The following is an 18,365-nucleotide window of genomic DNA, read 5'->3' on the forward strand; positions in this document are numbered from 1 at the left end:
TTTTAAAATCAGACTGCAGCTTACCTTTACATGAGAGAGCTTGTTAAGAAGCTACGAAAGTACGAAATACGCATTCGCAAAGCGATAAACACCCAAATGCAGGGCGATTTCCATTCTGTGTTTAAGGGCACAGGATTGGAGTTTGATGATGTGCGCGCCTACCAGTATGGCGATGACGTGCGCTCTATTGACTGGAATGTATCAGCAAAAGGCCACGGGACGTTTGTTAAAACTTACCGCGAGGAAAAGGAGCAGTCAGTGTTTCTGATGCTGGATGTAAGCGCCTCGCAATGCATCGGAACCGGGGCGCAGCAGAAGCTGGATGTTGGCAAAGAAATATGCGGAGTGCTTGCTTTGTCTGCGGCAAGGCAGCAAAGCCAGATCGGGGTTATCTGTTTTTCTGACAGAAAGGAAAGATACCTGAAACCGGCCAAAGGAATTCAGCAGGCCTACGCGATCATAAAATCGCTGAGTGAGCTGGTGCCGGTATCCAAGCAAACAAGCTTATCGGCAGGTATAAAATTAACCCTAGATATCATCAAACGACGCAGTATTATCCTGCTCCTCTCCGACTTTATAGATAACAATTATGAGAAAGAGTTAAGTATGCTGGCACGCCGACATGACCTGATTGTGCTGCACCTGCGCGACCTACGCGAACAGCAGTTGCCAGCCATGGGCATTGTACCCATACTTGATAAAGAGACTGGCCGCACACTTTGGTTAAATACTTCAGGCGAGGAGTTTCAGAAACGTTACCTGATGCAGTATACTGAAAACCAGGAGCGGCTGGTGCGCCTTTGCCAGAAATACCAGGCCAATTACCTGGCTATAGATACCAACGAAGATTACGTGCCGCAGCTAGTGAACCTGTTCAGGCTCCGAAATAAGTCAACTAAGAAAAGTGCGTAAACTGCTTTTACTTCTGCTCCTAAGCCTATGCCAGCTGGCTGCCGATGCGCAACAGCTACTGCAACCCAAGGGCTATTTTAACCGCGATACCATCCGGCTTGGCGAGTTGGTGCAGTTTACGCTGCTGCACCGCCACCCTGACACGCTTGAAGTTATACTTCCGGCTGCCAACTATAACTTTGCTCCCTTTGAGTTAGTTAGAAATGATTTTTACCCTACCAGCACAAAAGCGGGAGTCAGCACGGACAGCGCGGTTTACACGTTACGAACCTTCGAGACCGACACCCTGCAGCAACTGGCATTGCCTGTTTACATACTGCGCGAACAGGATACGCTTTCGCTTTTTACTGATGTAAATGCTGTGCACCTCAAGCAACTGGTTAAGACGGTGCAGGAGCCTTTGGTGGTTATCTCCAGCACAGCGCTAGCCCCCGTAGAAGAACGGTTTAACTGGCCCATTATGCTGCTTTGGGTTGTGACTGTGGTAGCTGTTGTTTCTCTGATTTGGCTTCTGTTTGGGCAATCGATTAAGCGCAGATATAAACTTTATAGGCTTCGCAAGGACCACGTTTACTTTGCTTCGCGCTTTAACTCACATAAAGACCGTTTTCAGAAATCCGGTGTTCAGGCGAGCCTTGAGAAAGCGGTTACGCTCTGGAAAAACTATCTGACTAAGCTAGAACGTAGCGGCATCAACTCCTTTACAACCAAAGAGATTGTTGAGTTTTACGAAGACGATGAGGAAGTGAACACTGCCTTGCGCATCTGCGACAAAGCCATTTACGGAAACCTGCAAACGGAGTCGGAAGGTGAAGCGAACCTAGCGCTGAGCATGCTGCGCCGTTTCTCGAAAGAACGCTACCAGTTACACAGCGAACAAATCAGAAATGCAAGAAATAGATAGCCAATTGTGGGACTGGCTGAGCAACGAGTGGTTCACCTACAGCACCCTCCGCTCCTTTGATTGGGTGTACCCGCTTGCGCTGTATGCATTGCCGGTAATTCCGCTCTTATTTTTTTTAAAATCCATACTTCGGAGCAACACGCGCATTAAGCTGGAAATGGCTTTGTTTGAAGGGCGCGTAAACTGGCAGTGGAGCAGCTTACTTCGTTTTGTGCCACGGCTGGTATTTATGCTTTTCACGATGCTGGTGCTGGTGGCGCTGGCAAGGCCGCAGCGTGTAAACGAGCAACTAGAACTGACTTCAGAAGGTATAGACATTGTGCTTGTGCTGGATGTATCCGGCTCAATGGAGTTGCAGGATTTTGTGCCGAACCGCTTGGAAGCAGCTAAAGAAGTGGCGCTTAACTTTATAGACGGGCGCGTGCAAGACCGTATCGGTTTGGTAGTTTTTGCTGGCGACGCCTATTCTCTGGCCCCGCTCACCACCGATTACGACCTGCTGCGCGAAAGTATAAGAACCATTCGTTTTAAGATGATCCAGAACGACGGGACAGCCATTGGCAGCGCACTTGCTGTAGCCACCAACCGCATGCGAGACTCTGATGCGCAAAGCAAGGTTATTATCTTGATCAGTGATGGCGAGAACACTGCCGGCAGCCTGAACCCAGCGCTTGCGGCGCAGCTATCTTACGCTTACGGTATAAAACTTTATACGATCGGGATTGGTAAAGATGGGCAAGTACCGTATGAGGTGGACGGAGCCGGCCAGGTGCTTTACGTAGAGACGCAAATGGATGAATCAAGTCTCCGGGAAATAGCCGCTCTCGGTGAAGGGCAGTTTTACAGAGCCGACTCTAAAAGCACGCTGCAGGAGGTTTTCCAAAATATCAACCGCCTCGAAAAAACAGAGGTGACAGAGAGGCGCTTCCGTGATACACAGGATTATTACCAGGTATACCTGAAATGGGCGCTTATGCTGCTCGTGATCTGGATGCTGCTTAAAAACACCTTTATAGCCAATGTACTGGAAGATTAACTAAGGTTAAAATAATTTACCTATACTATAACTCATGAGCATTAAAGATAATATACTATACTTTGACGGACAGCTTCAGCGCACCCCTTGCCGACTGGTGGCTGTTTCTAAAACGCATCCGGCTGAACTGGTAAAAGAAGCCTACGACGCCGGACACCGACTATTTGGAGAAAATAAAGTACAGGAACTGGTTGATAAATATGCCCTGCTTCCGCACGACATTGCCTGGCACCTGATCGGCCACCTTCAAACAAACAAAGTAAAATATATTGCTGAGTTTATTGACACCATACAATCTGTAGATAGCCTAAAGCTGCTAGTGGAGATAAACAAGCGCGCTGAAATGTACGGCCGAACGCTGCCTATAAACTGTATGCTTCAAATTTCCATTGCCGATGAGGATAGCAAGTATGGCATGACCTGCGCTGAGGCCGAAGCACTGCTGCAGTCAGATGAATACCGCCAGATGAAGTACATCCGTATCACCGGCGTAATGGGCATCGCCACTAACACCACAGATGAGCTAAAGTTGAGGCAAGAGTTTAGTGAGTTACGGGCGTGCTTTAACCGGCTGAAGGAAACTTTCTTTATGGCAAACGACGACTTTAAGGAAATCTCGATGGGTATGACTTCGGATTGGAAATTAGCCGTGGAAGAAGGAAGTACCATGATCAGGGTCGGCAGCGGCATTTTCGGGGCCAGAGATTACAGTAAAAGCTAGCGTAAGGCTGCAGCAGAAGTATAACCCATAGCTTTTTTGGAGAATGAAAGTATGATGATGAAAGCTGCTACCAGCTTCTTTTACAAGTATGTAAACGATGATAAAAGCCATATTTTATACTTTGCATTTAGCTTTTCTGTTGTTAACAGCCTGCACAACTTCTAACTACATGCAAAATACTCCTCCTGCTGCAGCTACACCGCCACTTCCGGAGTTTGACCTGGAAGGGCATCGGGGTGCGCGCGGGCTATTGCCAGAAAATACGGTACCTGCCATGCTCAAGGCGCTGGAGCTGGGTGTCACTACTTTGGAGATGGATGCGCATATTAGTCAGGACGGGTTGGTGCTCCTCTCTCACGACCCGTATTTTAATCGGGAGCATGAGCTGCTGCCATCCGGCGAGCAAATACCGGCAAAAGATGCTAAGAAATATGTATTGTTCCAGATGCCGTACAGCGAGATTCTCAGGTTTGACGTAGGCTCCAAATACTACGACAAGTTTCCGGAGCAGCACCTGATGAAAGTGCATAAACCGTTGCTCTCAGAAGTAATAGATTCCGTTCAGGCTTATATTAAAGAGCATCATCTTGATCAGGTTTTCTATAACATTGAAACTAAATCAAAGCCTTTTGGAGATGGACGTTACCACCCGGCACCTGAAGAATTTATTGATAAGCTGGTAGCTGTAGTGGAGGAAAGAAAAATACGACCATACGTTATAATACAGTCTTTTGACCCACGCACGCTCCAAGCACTTCACCTTAAATATCCAGATATAAAAACTTCTCTGCTGGTGGAGAATCTGAAAGGTTTAGAAAAAAATATAGAGCGGCTCGGCTTTACGCCCAATATTTATAGCCCTTACTTTAAACTCGTTACGTCTGCTCTCGTAGAGGCAACCCATAAACGAGGAATGAAACTCGTGCCTTGGACTGTAAACAGCGTGCAGGAGATGAAAAGGTTTAAAAGGTTAGGCGTTGACGGACTTATTTCAGATTACCCTAACCTGTTTAAGCAGCTGTAACCGGCATTCAATTGAGCAGATATTCTTAAAGTATATAGTTTTTTTGTAATTTGCTTTTAAAATCATACTAAAACCATTAAACAACAACATATGACACAGCATGCAAACAACATTGAGCAACAGTATCAGAACTTTATAAAGCATGTTGTGCAATCAGAGGAAGTCTGGGGCTTAACTAAAGATGAAACCTGGGCCACTTCCAGTTCATCTGAATTTGAAGATACAGAAGTGATTTTGTTCTGGTCTGGCAAGGAAGGTGCTTTGGCTTGTGCTGAAGATGAGTGGGCAGACTATGTGCCGGAGCCAGTGTCTTTAGTGGAATTTCTGGAGAACTGGTGCGTTGGCATGTATGGCGATGAGCTGCTTGTTGGAGCAGACTGGGACAAAGACTTAGTTGGCAAAGAAGCTGAGCCGCTTGTAGTAGCCTTAGATGTAGTGACGCAGCTGAAAGCTGAGGGCAAAACGCTGGAGTTTGTACAGTACGATAGCCAGCAGGAGTTTGAAGAGCAACTGATCGAAGCCCTGGAGGCCGAGTAAAATCTGCTTATCTGGATTTGCTGTCGTATCTTTATGCGCCCTGTAAACTTTGCAGGCTCATTTATTCTTTAATACCGTGACGCAGAAAGCCATACTTTTGATTGCCAGCGCATTAGGTGCCTTAACAGTAGCTATTGGCGCTTTTGGTGCACATGCTCTTGCTCCTATGCTGCAGGCCAGCAACCGTGTAGATACCTTTGAAACAGCTGTTAAATACCAGATGTACCATACTTTGGCACTTTTGGCTGTCGGGCTGCTGCTATTTCAGGTGCAACAGCCTGCATTACAGGTAGCCGCGTGGTGCTTTTTTATGGGTATACTGGTCTTTTCTGGTTCCTTGTATGTACTGGTACTGACGGGGATAACATGGTTGGGAGCTATAACCCCTATCGGTGGCACACTGTTTATTGTTGGCTGGGGAGCACTTTTCTATGCTGTTCTAAAGGCTCTTTAAGGCAGATTTTTAGAAGAATAAAGTGCAAGTAATCAAAAACATAGCACAGCTATAAAAACAAAGGCCGCTCATAATAGAGCGGCCTTTTATACTTTGGCAGAACCAGCTAATTAGTTTTTAGCAGCGCTGGCGTTAGATTTCTCTTTGATGTTAGTTACAATGTACACATATTTGGCTCCTTCGGCAGCATTTGAATGTACAATGATAGCTTTCTTCTGCTGGCCAAGCTTTCCGGCGCTGTTAAATTTAGCTGTAATAAAGCCAGTTTTACCAGGCATAATCGGCTCTTTAGTCCAGGCTGGGGTAGTGCAGCCACAGGTTACGTCAACGCGCTCCAGTACAAGTGGCTGGGTGCCTGTGTTCTTAAACTCAAAGGTATGCTCCACCACATCTCCCTGCGTAATATCTCCGAAGTTGTGCTCCGTGGCCTGGAAGGTAAGTGCTGGGCCGTTTTTAGCCTGCTCCTGCGGGGCAGTAGCCTTAGGTTTTTCCTGCGCCACAGCGCCGCCAACAAACAGGGCGGCAAAAGCAAAAGAAAGGATTACTTTTTTCATCTTATGTAGAGGGTTAAAGTTTATTCAATTTTATATATACTTATCTTCAGCAAAAACGATGCAAAATAAGCTTTTCTTTTTCAGTCAACTAATAATTGTTCGTTAAAGTTCAGGAGGAAAAGCTCTTCCGAGGAGCGGGTAAGGGCCGTGTAAAGCCAGCGAGCGAACTCCTCATTCACCATATCCTCCTTCAAAAAACCCTGATCCACGAACACGGCCTGCCACTGTCCGCCCTGTGCTTTATGGCAGGTAAGCGCATAAGCAAACTTTACCTGCAGCGCATTTAAGTAAGGGTTTTTCTTTAGCTCCTTGTAACGCTCTTTCTTGGTTTTGATATCCATGTAATCTTGCAGCACCTCCTCATAGAGCTTCTTGTTCTGATCCGATGGCAGCGCCGGGGAATCAGAGTAAAGTGTGTCGAGCATAATCTTCACCTCCTCTTCCTGTGCATCAGGGTAGTCTACAAACCGGAGCCTTACGTCGGCAAAGCGGAAACCATACATATCCTCATAGCGGATAATTTTAGTTACCTCCACAAAATCGCCGTTGGCCATAAACCCTATGTCTGAGTCTTTAGGAAGCCAGAAATAGTTGTTGCGCACAATCATCAGGTAATCGCCTACCCCCAGTTCATCCTCAGCAAAGAATATTCGGCGACGGATGTGCTGGTTATATTGGTTGGCATTTTTGTTAGAGCGGCAGATAACGATGGTATTTTCCACACCGAATTTATCATAGGCATACCTTAGGCCGTCTTCCAGCTTCTCGCCTGTCATGCGGTAAATATCGCGCCAACCTTTGGTAAACAGTTTAATATCGAGCTTCTCCTGCTTCATGCGGTCGCGGAGCTGCGTGGCGTTCATCAGTATACCTGATGCTTCTGCTTGCCGCATAACCTGGCGCAGCTCTATTTGCTGTACTTGGCACCGAAAGTTCTGCTTCATGTATTCAGCATCCAAAGACGGACTCAGCGTCTGGCCCACCGGTGGCAGCTGAGCCGTATCCCCGATCAGCAGCAGTTTGTTTTTCTTTTTGTCGAACACATACTGCAGCAGGTCCTGCAGCAGGCCGTTTTCGCCAAAGCCGCTTTCGTCCGATATCATCGAGGCCTCATCTACAATGTAAATGGTGCTGTCAGTTTTGTTTGGCTGTCGGGTAAAGGAAAGCCCATCAGAAAAAGGGTTAGCGGTTTGGCGGTAGATTTTTTTATGTATAGTAAATGCAGGGCGGCCACTGTAGCTAGACATTACCTTGGCGGCACGGCCGGTGGGCGCCAGCAGCACATACTTATACCCAAACGAGTTCAGGATTTTAACCAATGAGGTAACAACGGTGGTTTTACCTGTACCGGCATACCCTTTCAGCAGAAACACCTGCCGCTCATCGGTTTTATTAAGTATAAACTCATCAAGTTTAGCAAAAAGCTTCGCCTGGTCCTCTGTCGGTTCAAACGGGAAACTGTTTCGTAAGGCTTCTACCGGGCGCATCTTAAAAAGTTAGAAAGTTAAAAGGTTAGAGAGTTTGGAAGTTGGCTAACTGACTTGACTTCGTTGAAGTATAAGTCTAAAGTATACTTTTCATTATCCGTAAGTATAAGTTTTTAAGACTCTTTAGCCTTCTAACTTTTTATCTCTCAAAATATCTTCCGGAGTAATGGTGGCCATACTTGTGCTGGCTTTGGCGATAAGCAGCGGGGGCTCCTCTCCTTTTACGGAGTATACTTCGGCTTCGCAGAAATTAATTTTTCGCCCCTGCTTTAATACGTAACCTTTTGCCAGCAGCTTGTCTCCAAGTCCAGGGTGAAAGTATGAAACTTTTATCTCGGCTGTAACTACATTATGGCCTTTTGGCACTAAACTTACGGCTGCAAAACCTGCCACAATATCCGCTAGAGTGGCTATAACACCACCGTGAGCGAAGCCTTTGTGCTGCCGATGCTTCTGTTCCAGCATTAATTCGCCTTCTATCTTACCTTCTTCTATCTTTGTAACGTTAAAGCCCAAGAGTTTCATAAACTCCTGTCGCTCCAGCTTTTCGCGTATGTCTGTTTCGTAATCCGGATTATACGTTTTAATCATACTGTAAATTTACGATCAAAACACCATAAACCTATTATGTCTGATTTAAACCCTGCCGCCGCTGCCTACGCTAAGAAATTACGCGTGCGGGCGTGTGGCATCTGTATAAAAGAGAATAAGTTACTTTTAATGCGCCACAGCAATACAATTGGCAATAATGCATTTTGGGCTCCTCCCGGGGGCGGCCTTCAATACGGAGAAACTATTCATGATTGCCTGAGGCGTGAGTTTGAGGAGGAAACAGGACTGCAGGTTGAGGTGAACCGTTTTCTTTTCGTGAATGAGTTTTTGCAGGAGCCCTTGCACGCCGTTGAGTTCTTTTTTGAGGTAAACCCTGTCGGCGGAGAAATGACAACCGGCTCCGATCCTGAGGCTGAAGACGGAAACCAGCTAATTGAGCACCTGCAGTGGCTGAGCGTCAAAGAGATTCAAGCAATTCCTTTTGGAGATAAACACCGTTCGCTACAGCTGTTGCTTTCACTGGATGACTTGCTGGGCCTGCCACATAATTTTATGCCATAGTGCCGGCCCCGCTGCCTTTTGCCATAATTTTTTTATACTTGCAGTAAGGCGGCTTTGCCCGCTGTAGCTTACACATGACCACAGTAGACCTTGAACACCATCAACACACACTACAGGCTCTCCCACAGGATACAGGATGAAGCTTTTTCGCTGGAGCAGGCGGGGCAGTGCAATTTATATATCGCTCTCAGCCAAAAAGCCATACGCCTGGCAGTGGCTAACACAGAACGCAATAAGTTTGTGGTACTGGAAGATTATGAGCTGATTACAGTTTTCTCTCCAATGCAGGTGGCGGAGCAACTGCGCCTGATTGCACAGGAAAACGAGCTGCTGCAGCAACAGAACTGGAACATGGTGCGCGTATCGGTGAGCAACCAGCACTTTACCCTCGTGCCCGAAACGCTATATGAGCCCACTCATCAGCAAGATTACCTGCGCCTGCACTCCGACTTTAACCCAATTCAGGATGAAGTGCTGTGCTACAGGCATAACGGCCTGGAAGCTATAAATATTTTTGCCATAGACGGTAATCTGGTGAAGGCGCTGCAAGATTTGTTCCCGAAGCAGTCGCTGCAGGTGGTGCACCTCACAAGTTCACTTATTAGAAGTATACTTCACCAAATCCCACGTACTAACCTCCGCAGCATGTATGCCTTTGTGGAGCGCAATTATGTTACGCTATTGGTGATTGGCCCCGGAGGTCTGGAGTTCTGCAATATATTCCACTATGTAAGCCCGGAGGATTTTATCTACTACATCATCTTCATCATGCAGGAGCAGAAAATGAACCCGGAGCAGGAAACGCTGACGGTCTGGGGCGACATCACGCACGATTCATCCCTGTTCAATATTTTGCAGAAGTATATCCGGCAGATCAGGCTAGGCAAAAAACCTTCGGATGTGGAATACAGTTATAAATTCCATGACATGTTTGAGCACCGTTACTTTGAGTTGTACAGCCTGCACCTCTGCGAGTGAGGCTTAATTGCTGATGGTTGAATTTTTAGATTGCTGGATATAGATCTTAAGTATACTTTCAACTTATGGTAATTCAGCACTTTACTAAACCAAATCAACCCATTTAAATAACTATAGCAGCCGGAATTCAGGCATCAACCATTTAGCCATCCTACTATTTACCAACTTAACCTCATGAAAAGAATCGCCCTATTCCCTGGATCTTTTGACCCGTTCACTAATGGCCATTATGATGTAGTGATGCGCGGCGCAAAGCTTTTTGATGAAGTGATTGTGGCAATAGGTAACAACAGCAGCAAGCAGCGCTACATACCGGTGGAGAAAATGGAGAAAGTCATGACGCGCATTTTTGCCGATCATTCCAACATTAAAGTCGTGACGTTTAAAGGGCTGACGGCAGAATATGCGCGTGAGACAGGCGCTCAGTTTCTGTTACGTGGCCTGCGCAACACCACTGACTTTGAATATGAAAATACCATCGCTCAGGCCAACCGCCATGTAAACCATGATTTGGAAAGCGTGTTTCTGATTACGTCACCGCACCTTGCCGCCATCAGTTCCTCTATAATTCGGGAAATTCACCGATTTGGCGGCAACGTGGATGAGTTTATACCTTTCCAGTTTTCTGAGATTGCAGATAGTGTCTCATAATAAAAGCAATTGACATATAAGCCTTAGGCAGCACCTCCTGTACCTCCTCGGGTGTCATCCAGCGTACTTCTTCTATAAACTCCTCGGCCTGCGGCTTCATTAAACTGTCGTCGGTGCACTCCATCAAGTACCAGCTGGTTCTTTTCAGGATCTTCTTTCCTTTGAAGGCGTAGGAGTGCCAGGTTTTCGGTAGCTTCTCCACTACATCAACTTTTATGTTGCACTCCTCTTCTACTTCACGGATAGCGCCTTGGCGTACTTTTTCCTTTTTCTCCAGTTTTCCTTTTGGCAGGTCCCATACACCAAGCCGGTAGATCATCAGTATTTTGCCGTCTTTCAGAACTAGCCCTCCGGCAGCTTTCACAATTTTGAACTGGTCCTTCAGGTGCTCGATCATCTTTTTCTTTTTGTCGGCAACAAGAGTCAGTGATTTCAACTTTTTGAGTTTTTTCACCTCCATCAAACGTACCAGGCGATCTATCAGCTGCGGGTCTGCCTCTTTTATAAGTACATCTCCAATCAGATCTTTCGAGGTAAAATGCTCTGAAGCCTTCAGAACCAGGTCATACTCATGCTTGTATACCTTATCTGTAGCTTTTTTTAGTATAAGCGGAATGTCGTTAATAAAAACGTTCATGAGGTTTGGGTGCTTCAGTGGAAGCGTAATTTATACAAAACAAAAAATAAATCAGGTCAATCAAAATAAGCAGCCTTAAAAAGGAAGATTATTTCTGTAAATTCGGGTCATGGATTCTATGACAACAGCACATCAGGTGGCCTCGTTCCTGCTCGAGACAGAGGCCGTAAAGTTAAGACCGGAGCAGCCATTTAAATGGAGCAGCGGCTGGAACTCCCCTATCTACTGCGATAACCGCGTAACGCTCTCCTTCCCCTACATCCGCAGCTACATAAAGCAACAGCTGGCAGAACTGATTAAGCAGCAGTACCCGGAGGCTGAAGCTATCGCTGGCGTTGCCACAGCAGGCATAGCACAGGGCGCCTTGGTAGCTGATTTGCTGGAGATGCCTTTCCTATACGTGCGGCCGGAGCCAAAGAAGCATGGAATGGGCAATCAAATTGAAGGACGGCTGCTGGAGGGCCAGAAAGTGGTGATGGTGGAAGACCTGATCTCGACGGGTGGCAGCTCATTGAAAGCCGCTGAAGCCGTTAAGGCAGCTGGCGCAGAGGTGGTGGGAATGGCCGCTATCTTTACCTATGGCTTTGCTACAGCAGATAAGAATTTTAAGAATGCCGGTATTCCGCTGCATTGCCTGAGCAATTATGAAGCACTAGTAGAGGCTGCCGCGAAGCATGGTTATATTCAAGAGTCCGCCATGGACACGCTGGCTGAGTGGCGCCAGTCACCGGAAACCTGGGGCGTTTAAGATATAAGCCAAAAGTATAAAGGGAGGGCACATACCAATTGACCCTCCCTTTATACTTTACAGTATCCGCATTTCGATGCGACGGTTCAACTGGCGGTTTTCTTCTGAGGTATTAGGCTGAACTGGCTTTGATTCGCCATAGCCTTTGTATCTGATACGATTTTTATCTACGCCTTTTTGGGCCAAATAATCTACCACAGACTTTGCCCTGCGCTCCGACAGTAGTTGATTTGCCTTGTCAGATCCAACATCGTCGGTATGGCCTGAAATCTCAATCTTCACCTGTGGGTTTTGCTTCATAAAGGCAATCAGCTTGTCCAGTTCCGTCTTTGAGTTTTTCTCCAGATTATACTTCCCAGTATCAAAAAATAGGTTGTTCAGCACCATCGCCGCTCCGGATTTGATCGGCTCTAGGTATACATCCAGCGCCACCGGCGACAATGCCTTAGAGGAAGTATAATCAAAGCTTCGGCTATTTAAAAGGTATTTTGGGGCGGACACATACAGCCCATACTGCTTACCCTGCGTCAGCACCACGGTATACTCCCCAGAAACCTTATCGGAATTTACCTGCTGCACCAGCGAATCAGCCTCTAAGTCATAAAGCTGCACCTGTGCCGCAAGCGGTTTTTTAGAGGAGGCATCAAATACACGGCCTTGCGCATAGGTACTGTTCACGCGGCTACGCCAGGCAGCGGGCACATCAAACTTATACAGCTGTATTCCCGAAACACCGTTACCGGTATTATCCTGACGTGAGTAATACCCAATCTCACTGTCTGGGGTGATGAAAAGGGAGCCTTCATTGGCAAAAGTATTTAAGGGATACCCAAGGTTCTGGGGCTTAGTCCATTTGCCGTTTTTGTTCAGGTCGGATTTAAAAACATCCAACCCTCCCATACCTATATGCCCGTCGCTTACAAAGTATAAAGTGGAGCCGCTCATGTGTATGGAGGGCGCCATGTCGCGGCCGGTAGTATTAATATCCCTGCCCATATTGACAGGTTTTACCCATGAGCCGTCATCATTTCGGTTAGTAACCCAGATGTCCTCCTTGCCTACTCCGTCGCCCCGAGTGGAAGTAAAGTATAAAGTACGCCCATCGGCAGAAAGGCTTGGCTGAGAATCCCAGGCTTTAGAATTTACAGTTTTACCCATGTTCTGCGGCTTGCTCCATTCGCTGCCTGTCCTAAAGGAGATGTATAGATCGCAATCGCCTTGGGAATCCGGGCGGTTACAGGAGGTGAAAACCAAAGTCTTGCCATCCCCGGAAATTGTAGCTGCTCCCTCGTTAGCCGGTGTATTGATGTTTTCGGAGATAGAGACAGGCGTTTGCCACTGCTGATCTTTGTATTGGCTTACATAAATATTTTCGTCATGGTCAGGTCGGCCACTTACACGCGCGGTATAGATAAAGTAGCGCTGATCGGCTGTAGTATAAGGGAAGTACTGAAGCCCGAATTTATTAAGCGTACCCGGTAGTTGCTCCGGGTTGAACTGCACCGGCTGCTGCATGGCCTCTTGTGCAAAAGCTGCGGTTTTTAGTTGCTTTTGCGCCCATTCAACCTGTTTTGTATTGTTAGCGCCTGTTTTTAGAAAAGTCTCATACCATTCGCTTGCCGCCTGGTAGTTTCCTTTGTCAAAGTATAACTCGGCCAGATCGAAGTAGTTGTTGGCTTGTCCTTTTGAGAACGGCAGTAGCTTGAGCCCTTTTTCCATGTTCTCGAAAGCGGCTGCCTTATTACCCGTCATCTTGTGCAGACTGGCGGCACGCAGGTAGGCATCAGCAAACTCAGGGTCTTTCTCTATTGCCTCACCAAGCAATTGCAAAGCACGGTCAAAATCGCGGGCCCGCACGTAGCTATCCGCTTTCTCGTATAAACGCTCTGCTTTTGCCGATGTAGTGTTGAGCTTTTGATTTTGCGCCAGCGAAGTTGTCGCTGAACCCAGCACGACTAAAGAGGCGATTAGGAGCTGTTTATACTTCATGAGGTGTTAAGGGATATCCATGTACTTGTGCGTCTGCAGAGACACACGCCACCGGGGGTTGCTTTTCACATACTCTACGATAAGCGGCGTCATCTCACTGACTTTGCTCCACTCCGGCTGCAAGTATAGTTTGCAGTGCTCCCCTACTTTGGCTGCGTGCTCTTCAGCCCACTTAAAATCACTCTTGTTAAAGATAATGACTTTTAGCTCATGCGCAAAAGGATATACCGAAGGGTCAGGCTGTTTAAACTTTTTCGGCGACAGACAAATCCAGTCCCAGTTGCCGCTAACGGGATATGCACCAGAGGTTTCTATGTAAGTCTTAATACCTCTTGCCTGCAGTTGCTCGGTTAAGGGTTTAAGGTTGTAAAGCAGAGGCTCCCCACCAGTAATCACGACTGCCTTGCCAGGGTAAGCGGCGGCGGCTTCAACGATATCCTCAATTGGGGTAAGCGGGTGAGCTTCAGCATCCCAGCTCTCTTTCACATCGCACCAGTGGCAGCCCACATCGCAGCCGCCCAGGCGTATAAAATAAGCAGCCGTGCCTGTGTTGCCACCTTCACCCTGAATAGTATAAAAAGCCTCCATCAAGGGTAATCTGCTGCCGTCTTTAGGCACCTGATGTATAGAGGCTGTTTTGTATGCTTTTAATTCTTCCAATGCTTTCTCTCCTCAGGCCATACTTTAAATTAATAGCACAGCCGTTTATACTTGCGTTGCTGCCTTTTAGAAGTATAAACTATACTTCCGGCAGAACTCGCAAAGTTACAAAAAAGGATTAGGATTTACAGGATTAAAAGGTATACAGAAATATACATTCAGAATGGATTCTATAGATGATGAGAAATTAAAACGCTGACCATCCGGATTATATATAAAAAGATCGCCCCTCCTATTTATGAGGAGGGGCGATAGTAATTTAGCTATATACTTCTTTTTTTGCTGCTTTTAATGTGTTCATCATCAGCATAGCAATTGTAAGTGGGCCAACACCACCGGGAACAGGCGTAATATAACTGCATTTCTCGGCTACATTCTCAAAATCCACATCGCCTCTCAGCCTGAATCCGGATTTGCGGCTGGCATCCGGCACGCGGGTAGTTCCAACGTCAATTACCACAGCTCCTTCTTTTACCATATCGGCTGTTACAAGCCCCGGCTTCCCTACAGCTACTATCAGTATATCAGCTTGGCGTGTGTGGTGCGCCAGATTAACTGTATTACGGTGGCAAATCGTAACAGTAGACTCTCCCGGATAGGAGCATTTAGACATCAAAATACTCATTGGAGTACCCACAATATTGCTTCGGCCAATTACTACGCAGTGTTTGCCTAAGGTCTCAATGTTATAGCGCTTCAGTAGTTCAAGAATACCGGCAGGCGTAGCAGGCAGGTAGGCAGGCAAGCCAGCTACCATACGGCCAACATTGGTCGGGTGAAAACCATCCACATCTTTTTTCGGATCAATGGCCTCAATTACTTTATTGGAGTTAATATGCTTTGGTAGCGGCAACTGCACAATAAAACCATCCACTCCCTCATCCTCGTTCAGCTCTTTAATCTTGTTCAGCAACTCCTCTTCAGTTACAGTGTCTTCGTAGCGGATTAGCGAAGAGCCGAAGCCAATGCGTTCACAAGTAAGCACTTTGTTGTTCACATAAGTCACAGAACCGCCGTCGTTTCCTACAAGCACAGCAGCCAAATGCGGCGTTTTGCCTCCATTGGCTTTAATTTGAGCTACTTCAGCAGCTATTTCGTCTTGAATAACTTCGGATGTTTTTTTACCGTCGAGCAGAGTCATTTTTGGAATTGTATATTGGGAGTGATGAATTATTATTGATGTAGTAAATCCGTATAAGCATTGTGCACCAGGTCTTCATCGCCGATCTGAAGTTGATCTTTATAAAAATTACACTGTTGCCGTAGCACTTCTAATCCTATGGTGCCTTCCAGGTCTATCGCCTCTATTTCAATAAAAGTACCGAAGCATTCAACTTGATCCAGGTGAAACTTTACATTATCAAGAAAGAATATTTTACGCACTTTCTCTACCTGGCTTATTATACTTTTGCCCTCACAAATACTGGCAATTGTAGCGGCGCTCGGGTTCTTCAGAAAAAGCTGTACTTCTGTTCTCATAGCATTGCCCAGCTCCACTCTGTTGTAATGGATGAGCACGTTTTCTATTACGCCCTGCCGGTGCTTCAACTGTCCGTAGGCCGTTTCGTAATACACATCCGTTTGCACATCCTGGCCAATATAATCAGCGCCAAGTCCTAAAAGTATACTTTCGGCCTCTGCAGGCTCGTAACAGTAAGCTTTTATAGTGATGTCAGAATACAAAGCTAAAGAGGTAAAAGAAAAAAGTATAAAAGTGACAAGCCCCGACGCGCAGGGACACGTTGGGGCTTGATAAAATATTAGTCGAGTTTAAGCACGGCTAAGAAGGCTTCTTGTGGAATTTCCACGTTGCCTACCTGGCGCATGCGTTTTTTACCCTTTTTCTGTTTTTCGAGCAGTTTACGTTTACGGGAAATGTCACCGCCGTAGCACTTAGCCAAAACGTTCTTGCGCATGGCTTTCACCGTTTCTCGGGAAATGATTTTCTGACCGATGGCAGCCTGGATGGCAATTTCGAACATTTGGCGCGGCAGCAACTCACGCAGTTTCTCACAAAGGCGCTTGCCCCAGTCATAAGCTTTATCGCGGTGCACAATGGCGCTAAGCGCATCCACTTTCTCGCCGTTCAGCATGATATCCAGTTTCACCATGTTAGACGGGCGGAAACCGATCAGCTCATAATCCAGGGAGGCGTAACCACGGGAGATTGTCTTCAGTTTATCAAAGAAGTCGAATACAATCTCAGCAAGCGGCATCTCGAAAGTCATTTCAACACGGTCGCTGGTCAGGTAAGTCTGGTTCTTCAGAATACCGCGCTTGTCCATACAAAGCGTAATAATCGGCCCAACGTAATCTGACTTGGAGATAATTTGCGCTTTAATAAACGGCTCCTCGATATGGTCGATATAGTTTGGATCTGGCATCTCCGACGGAGCGTTTACCTTCACCATTTTCTCCTTGGTAGTATAAGCATGGAACTGCACCGATGGCACCGTCGTGATTACGGTCATGTCGAACTCACGCTCTAAGCGCTCCTGTACAATCTCCATGTGGAGCATGCCCAGGAAACCGCAACGGAAACCAAAGCCAAGGGCTGCGGAAGTTTCCGGCTCCCAAACAAGTGAGGCATCGTTAAGCTGCAGCTTCTCCATGGAGGCGCGCAGTTCTTCGTACTCGCTGGTCTCCACCGGATAAATACCGGCAAATACCATCGGTTTCACATCCTCAAAGCCCTGTATGCCTTTAGCCGGACGATCTACGTGCGTTATCGTATCACCAACTTTTACCTCTTTAGCATTTTTGATACCTGAGATTAGATACCCTACGTTACCTGCGCCCATTTCTTGGCGCGGCTCCTGGTTCAGCTTCAATACCCCGATTTCATCTGCCTCGTACGTTTTACCGGTGTTGATGAACTTCACCTTCTCCCCTTTTTTCAGGTTGCCGTTGAAAATACGGAAGTATACTTCAATGCCTCTGTAGGAGTTAAAAACGGAGTCGAAAATCAGTGCCTGTAGCGGAGCTTCAGGGTCACCTTTCGGAGCCGGAATTCGGTCGCAAATGGCGTTTAAGATTTCCTCTATACCGATGCCTGCTTTACCTGAAGCATGTATGATGTCCTCTCTGTCGCAGCCAATCAGTTCAATAATTTGGTCAGACACCTCTTCCGGCATGGAGTGCGGCAGGTCGATCTTGTTCAATACCGGAATAATTTCCAGGTCGTTACCGATTGCCAAGTATAAATTCGAGATTGTCTGCGCTTCTATACCTTGCGATGAGTCCACAATCAGAAGTGCGCCCTCACAAGCGGCAATCGAGCGGGAAACTTCATAAGAAAAGTCAACGTGGCCTGGTGTATCAATCAGGTTGAGTACATACTCCTCACCTTTATAATGATAGTTCATCTGGATGGCGTGGCTCTTAATGGTGATGCCCCGCTCGCGCTCCAGGTCCATATTGTCTAGCAGCTGGTGTTGCATTTCACGCTCCGCTACCGTCTGGGTAAACTCCAGCAGACGGTCGGCCAGGGTACTCTTACCATGGTCAATATGGGCGATGATGCAAAAATTACGGATGTTCTTCATAAATATCTATACGAAGAACAAAGTTAATAAATCTTCTATTCATGTCAGCAGATTTAGCTTATCCTTGTAAAGAAATAAACCGACTGAGGTTATGGATGGCTATGTTTATGGTTGCAATCTGCCTAAAACTGTACTTTGAATCTAATTCCAGCAGCTTAAGTTACTCAGTTGGTTGTGAAGAAAACTAACCCAGAGAGATGACAAAAGAAGAATTTGGAAGTGTGTTTCAGGAGAGCCTGGACGCAATATTGGAAGCAATGGCTGAGAATCAGGAAATTGACCCTGAGAAATTTTATAATATGACCTGCATCTTAGAGAACCTCAGCTTCTTCAGTCCTATACTTTACAATGCCATCCGGTCTAAGAAACTATAAAGTTTGGTTAAGCTTACATTCAGATTGTTATCAGGTACAAA

At 46.5% G+C, this 18,365-nt stretch carries 21 protein-coding genes; 12 read left to right on the top strand and 9 right to left on the bottom strand.

The genetic code is table 11. The features are described from left to right. Positions 1–30 precede the first annotated feature (30 nt). The 7 genes from Q1B04_RS06995 (at position 31) to Q1B04_RS07025 (ending at position 5,588) form a co-directional block, all read left to right on the top strand. Positions 31–912: a DUF58 domain-containing protein gene (locus Q1B04_RS06995; protein ID WP_299757285.1), complete on the top strand. Its 882-nt coding sequence runs from the start codon at positions 31–33 to the stop codon at positions 910–912. Further along, complete coding sequence (locus Q1B04_RS07000) at positions 905–1,816, top strand: hypothetical protein (RefSeq protein ID WP_299757288.1); 912 nt, start codon at positions 905–907, stop codon at positions 1,814–1,816. Before Q1B04_RS06995 ends, Q1B04_RS07000 begins: the two co-directional genes overlap by 8 nt. Next, positions 1,800–2,852, top strand: a complete 1,053-nt coding sequence (locus Q1B04_RS07005) for a VWA domain-containing protein (protein ID WP_299757290.1) — start codon at positions 1,800–1,802, stop codon at positions 2,850–2,852. The genes Q1B04_RS07000 and Q1B04_RS07005 overlap by 17 nt, the downstream gene beginning before the upstream one ends. A gap of 34 nt (positions 2,853–2,886) precedes the next feature. After that, entirely contained in the window at positions 2,887–3,573 is a 687-nt protein-coding gene (locus Q1B04_RS07010) for a YggS family pyridoxal phosphate-dependent enzyme (protein ID WP_299757293.1), read from the top strand. A 169-nt stretch (positions 3,574–3,742) separates the two neighbouring features. Continuing rightward, positions 3,743–4,597 carry a glycerophosphodiester phosphodiesterase family protein gene (locus Q1B04_RS07015; protein ID WP_299757296.1) on the top strand — a complete coding sequence of 285 codons (855 nt, stop codon included), beginning with the start codon at positions 3,743–3,745 and terminating at the stop codon, positions 4,595–4,597. A gap of 90 nt (positions 4,598–4,687) precedes the next feature. After that, positions 4,688–5,134: a DUF2750 domain-containing protein gene (locus Q1B04_RS07020; protein WP_299757298.1), complete on the top strand. Its 447-nt coding sequence runs from the start codon at positions 4,688–4,690 to the stop codon at positions 5,132–5,134. A 49-nt stretch (positions 5,135–5,183) separates the two neighbouring features. Then, positions 5,184–5,588 carry a DUF423 domain-containing protein gene (locus Q1B04_RS07025; RefSeq protein ID WP_366524647.1) on the top strand — a complete coding sequence of 135 codons (405 nt, stop codon included), beginning with the start codon at positions 5,184–5,186 and terminating at the stop codon, positions 5,586–5,588. A 110-nt stretch (positions 5,589–5,698) separates the two neighbouring features. On the opposite strand, the gene Q1B04_RS07030 is transcribed toward Q1B04_RS07025, so the two are convergent. The 3 genes from Q1B04_RS07030 to Q1B04_RS07040 all read right to left on the bottom strand — a co-directional run bounded on the left by Q1B04_RS07030 (position 5,699) and on the right by Q1B04_RS07040 (position 8,220). Next, positions 5,699–6,142, bottom strand: coding sequence for a DUF1573 domain-containing protein (locus tag Q1B04_RS07030; protein WP_299757300.1), 444 nt, complete (start codon positions 6,140–6,142; stop codon positions 5,699–5,701). A gap of 80 nt (positions 6,143–6,222) precedes the next feature. Then, positions 6,223–7,629: an AAA family ATPase gene (locus Q1B04_RS07035; protein ID WP_299757302.1), complete on the bottom strand. Its 1,407-nt coding sequence runs from the start codon at positions 7,627–7,629 to the stop codon at positions 6,223–6,225. A gap of 123 nt (positions 7,630–7,752) precedes the next feature. Next, positions 7,753–8,220 (bottom strand): PaaI family thioesterase, encoded by a 468-nt coding sequence (locus Q1B04_RS07040; protein ID WP_299757305.1) that lies wholly within the window; start codon positions 8,218–8,220, stop codon positions 7,753–7,755. 36 nt (positions 8,221–8,256) lie between these two features. Between Q1B04_RS07040 and Q1B04_RS07045 the strand changes: the two genes are divergently transcribed. The 3 genes from Q1B04_RS07045 (at position 8,257) to coaD (ending at position 10,371) form a co-directional block, all read left to right on the top strand. Then, positions 8,257–8,742, top strand: coding sequence for an NUDIX domain-containing protein (locus Q1B04_RS07045; protein WP_299757307.1), 486 nt, complete (start codon positions 8,257–8,259; stop codon positions 8,740–8,742). Positions 8,743–8,832: 90 nt separating this feature from the next. Further along, positions 8,833–9,720, top strand: coding sequence for a DUF3822 family protein (locus Q1B04_RS07050; RefSeq protein WP_299757309.1), 888 nt, complete (start codon positions 8,833–8,835; stop codon positions 9,718–9,720). Positions 9,721–9,894: 174 nt separating this feature from the next. Further along, on the top strand, positions 9,895–10,371 hold the full coding sequence (gene coaD, locus Q1B04_RS07055) for a pantetheine-phosphate adenylyltransferase (protein ID WP_299757311.1): 477 nt from the start codon (positions 9,895–9,897) through the stop codon (positions 10,369–10,371). On the opposite strand, the gene Q1B04_RS07060 is transcribed toward coaD, so the two are convergent. Further along, a complete protein-coding gene (locus Q1B04_RS07060; protein WP_299757313.1) occupies positions 10,328–11,008 on the bottom strand; it encodes an NUDIX domain-containing protein in 681 nt (226 codons plus the stop codon). The two genes, coaD and Q1B04_RS07060, sit on opposite strands and share 44 nt — an antisense overlap. 109 nt (positions 11,009–11,117) lie before the next feature. Between Q1B04_RS07060 and pyrE the strand changes: the two genes are divergently transcribed. After that, a complete protein-coding gene (gene pyrE, locus Q1B04_RS07065; RefSeq protein ID WP_299757315.1) occupies positions 11,118–11,756 on the top strand; it encodes an orotate phosphoribosyltransferase in 639 nt (212 codons plus the stop codon). A gap of 57 nt (positions 11,757–11,813) precedes the next feature. Here pyrE and Q1B04_RS07070 read toward each other — a convergent pair whose 3' ends face one another. From Q1B04_RS07070 to lepA, 5 genes are all read right to left on the bottom strand, one after another. Continuing rightward, the gene (locus tag Q1B04_RS07070; RefSeq protein WP_299757317.1) at positions 11,814–13,745 is read right to left on the bottom strand and encodes an OmpA family protein; all 1,932 of its coding nucleotides are present in this window, start codon (positions 13,743–13,745) and stop codon (positions 11,814–11,816) included. A 6-nt stretch (positions 13,746–13,751) separates the two neighbouring features. Further along, the gene (locus Q1B04_RS07075) at positions 13,752–14,405 is read right to left on the bottom strand and encodes a 7-carboxy-7-deazaguanine synthase QueE (RefSeq protein WP_299757319.1); all 654 of its coding nucleotides are present in this window, start codon (positions 14,403–14,405) and stop codon (positions 13,752–13,754) included. Positions 14,406–14,664: 259 nt separating this feature from the next. Beyond that, entirely contained in the window at positions 14,665–15,546 is an 882-nt protein-coding gene (locus tag Q1B04_RS07080) for a tetrahydrofolate dehydrogenase/cyclohydrolase catalytic domain-containing protein (RefSeq protein WP_299757321.1), read from the bottom strand. A gap of 32 nt (positions 15,547–15,578) precedes the next feature. Continuing rightward, the gene (locus Q1B04_RS07085; protein WP_299757324.1) at positions 15,579–16,088 is read right to left on the bottom strand and encodes a CYTH domain-containing protein; all 510 of its coding nucleotides are present in this window, start codon (positions 16,086–16,088) and stop codon (positions 15,579–15,581) included. Positions 16,089–16,165: 77 nt separating this feature from the next. Continuing rightward, the gene (gene lepA, locus Q1B04_RS07090; RefSeq protein ID WP_299757327.1) at positions 16,166–17,950 is read right to left on the bottom strand and encodes a translation elongation factor 4; all 1,785 of its coding nucleotides are present in this window, start codon (positions 17,948–17,950) and stop codon (positions 16,166–16,168) included. Between the two features lie 197 nt (positions 17,951–18,147). Here lepA and Q1B04_RS07095 point away from each other — a divergent pair, with 197 nt between their 5' ends. Then, positions 18,148–18,324: a hypothetical protein gene (locus Q1B04_RS07095; protein WP_299757330.1), complete on the top strand. Its 177-nt coding sequence runs from the start codon at positions 18,148–18,150 to the stop codon at positions 18,322–18,324. Positions 18,325–18,365: the final 41 nt, after the last annotated feature.

Origin of the sequence: uncultured Pontibacter sp., from assembly GCF_947495565.1 — a bacterium.
In the GTDB taxonomy this organism is placed as follows: Bacteria; Bacteroidota; Bacteroidia; order Cytophagales; family Hymenobacteraceae; genus Pontibacter.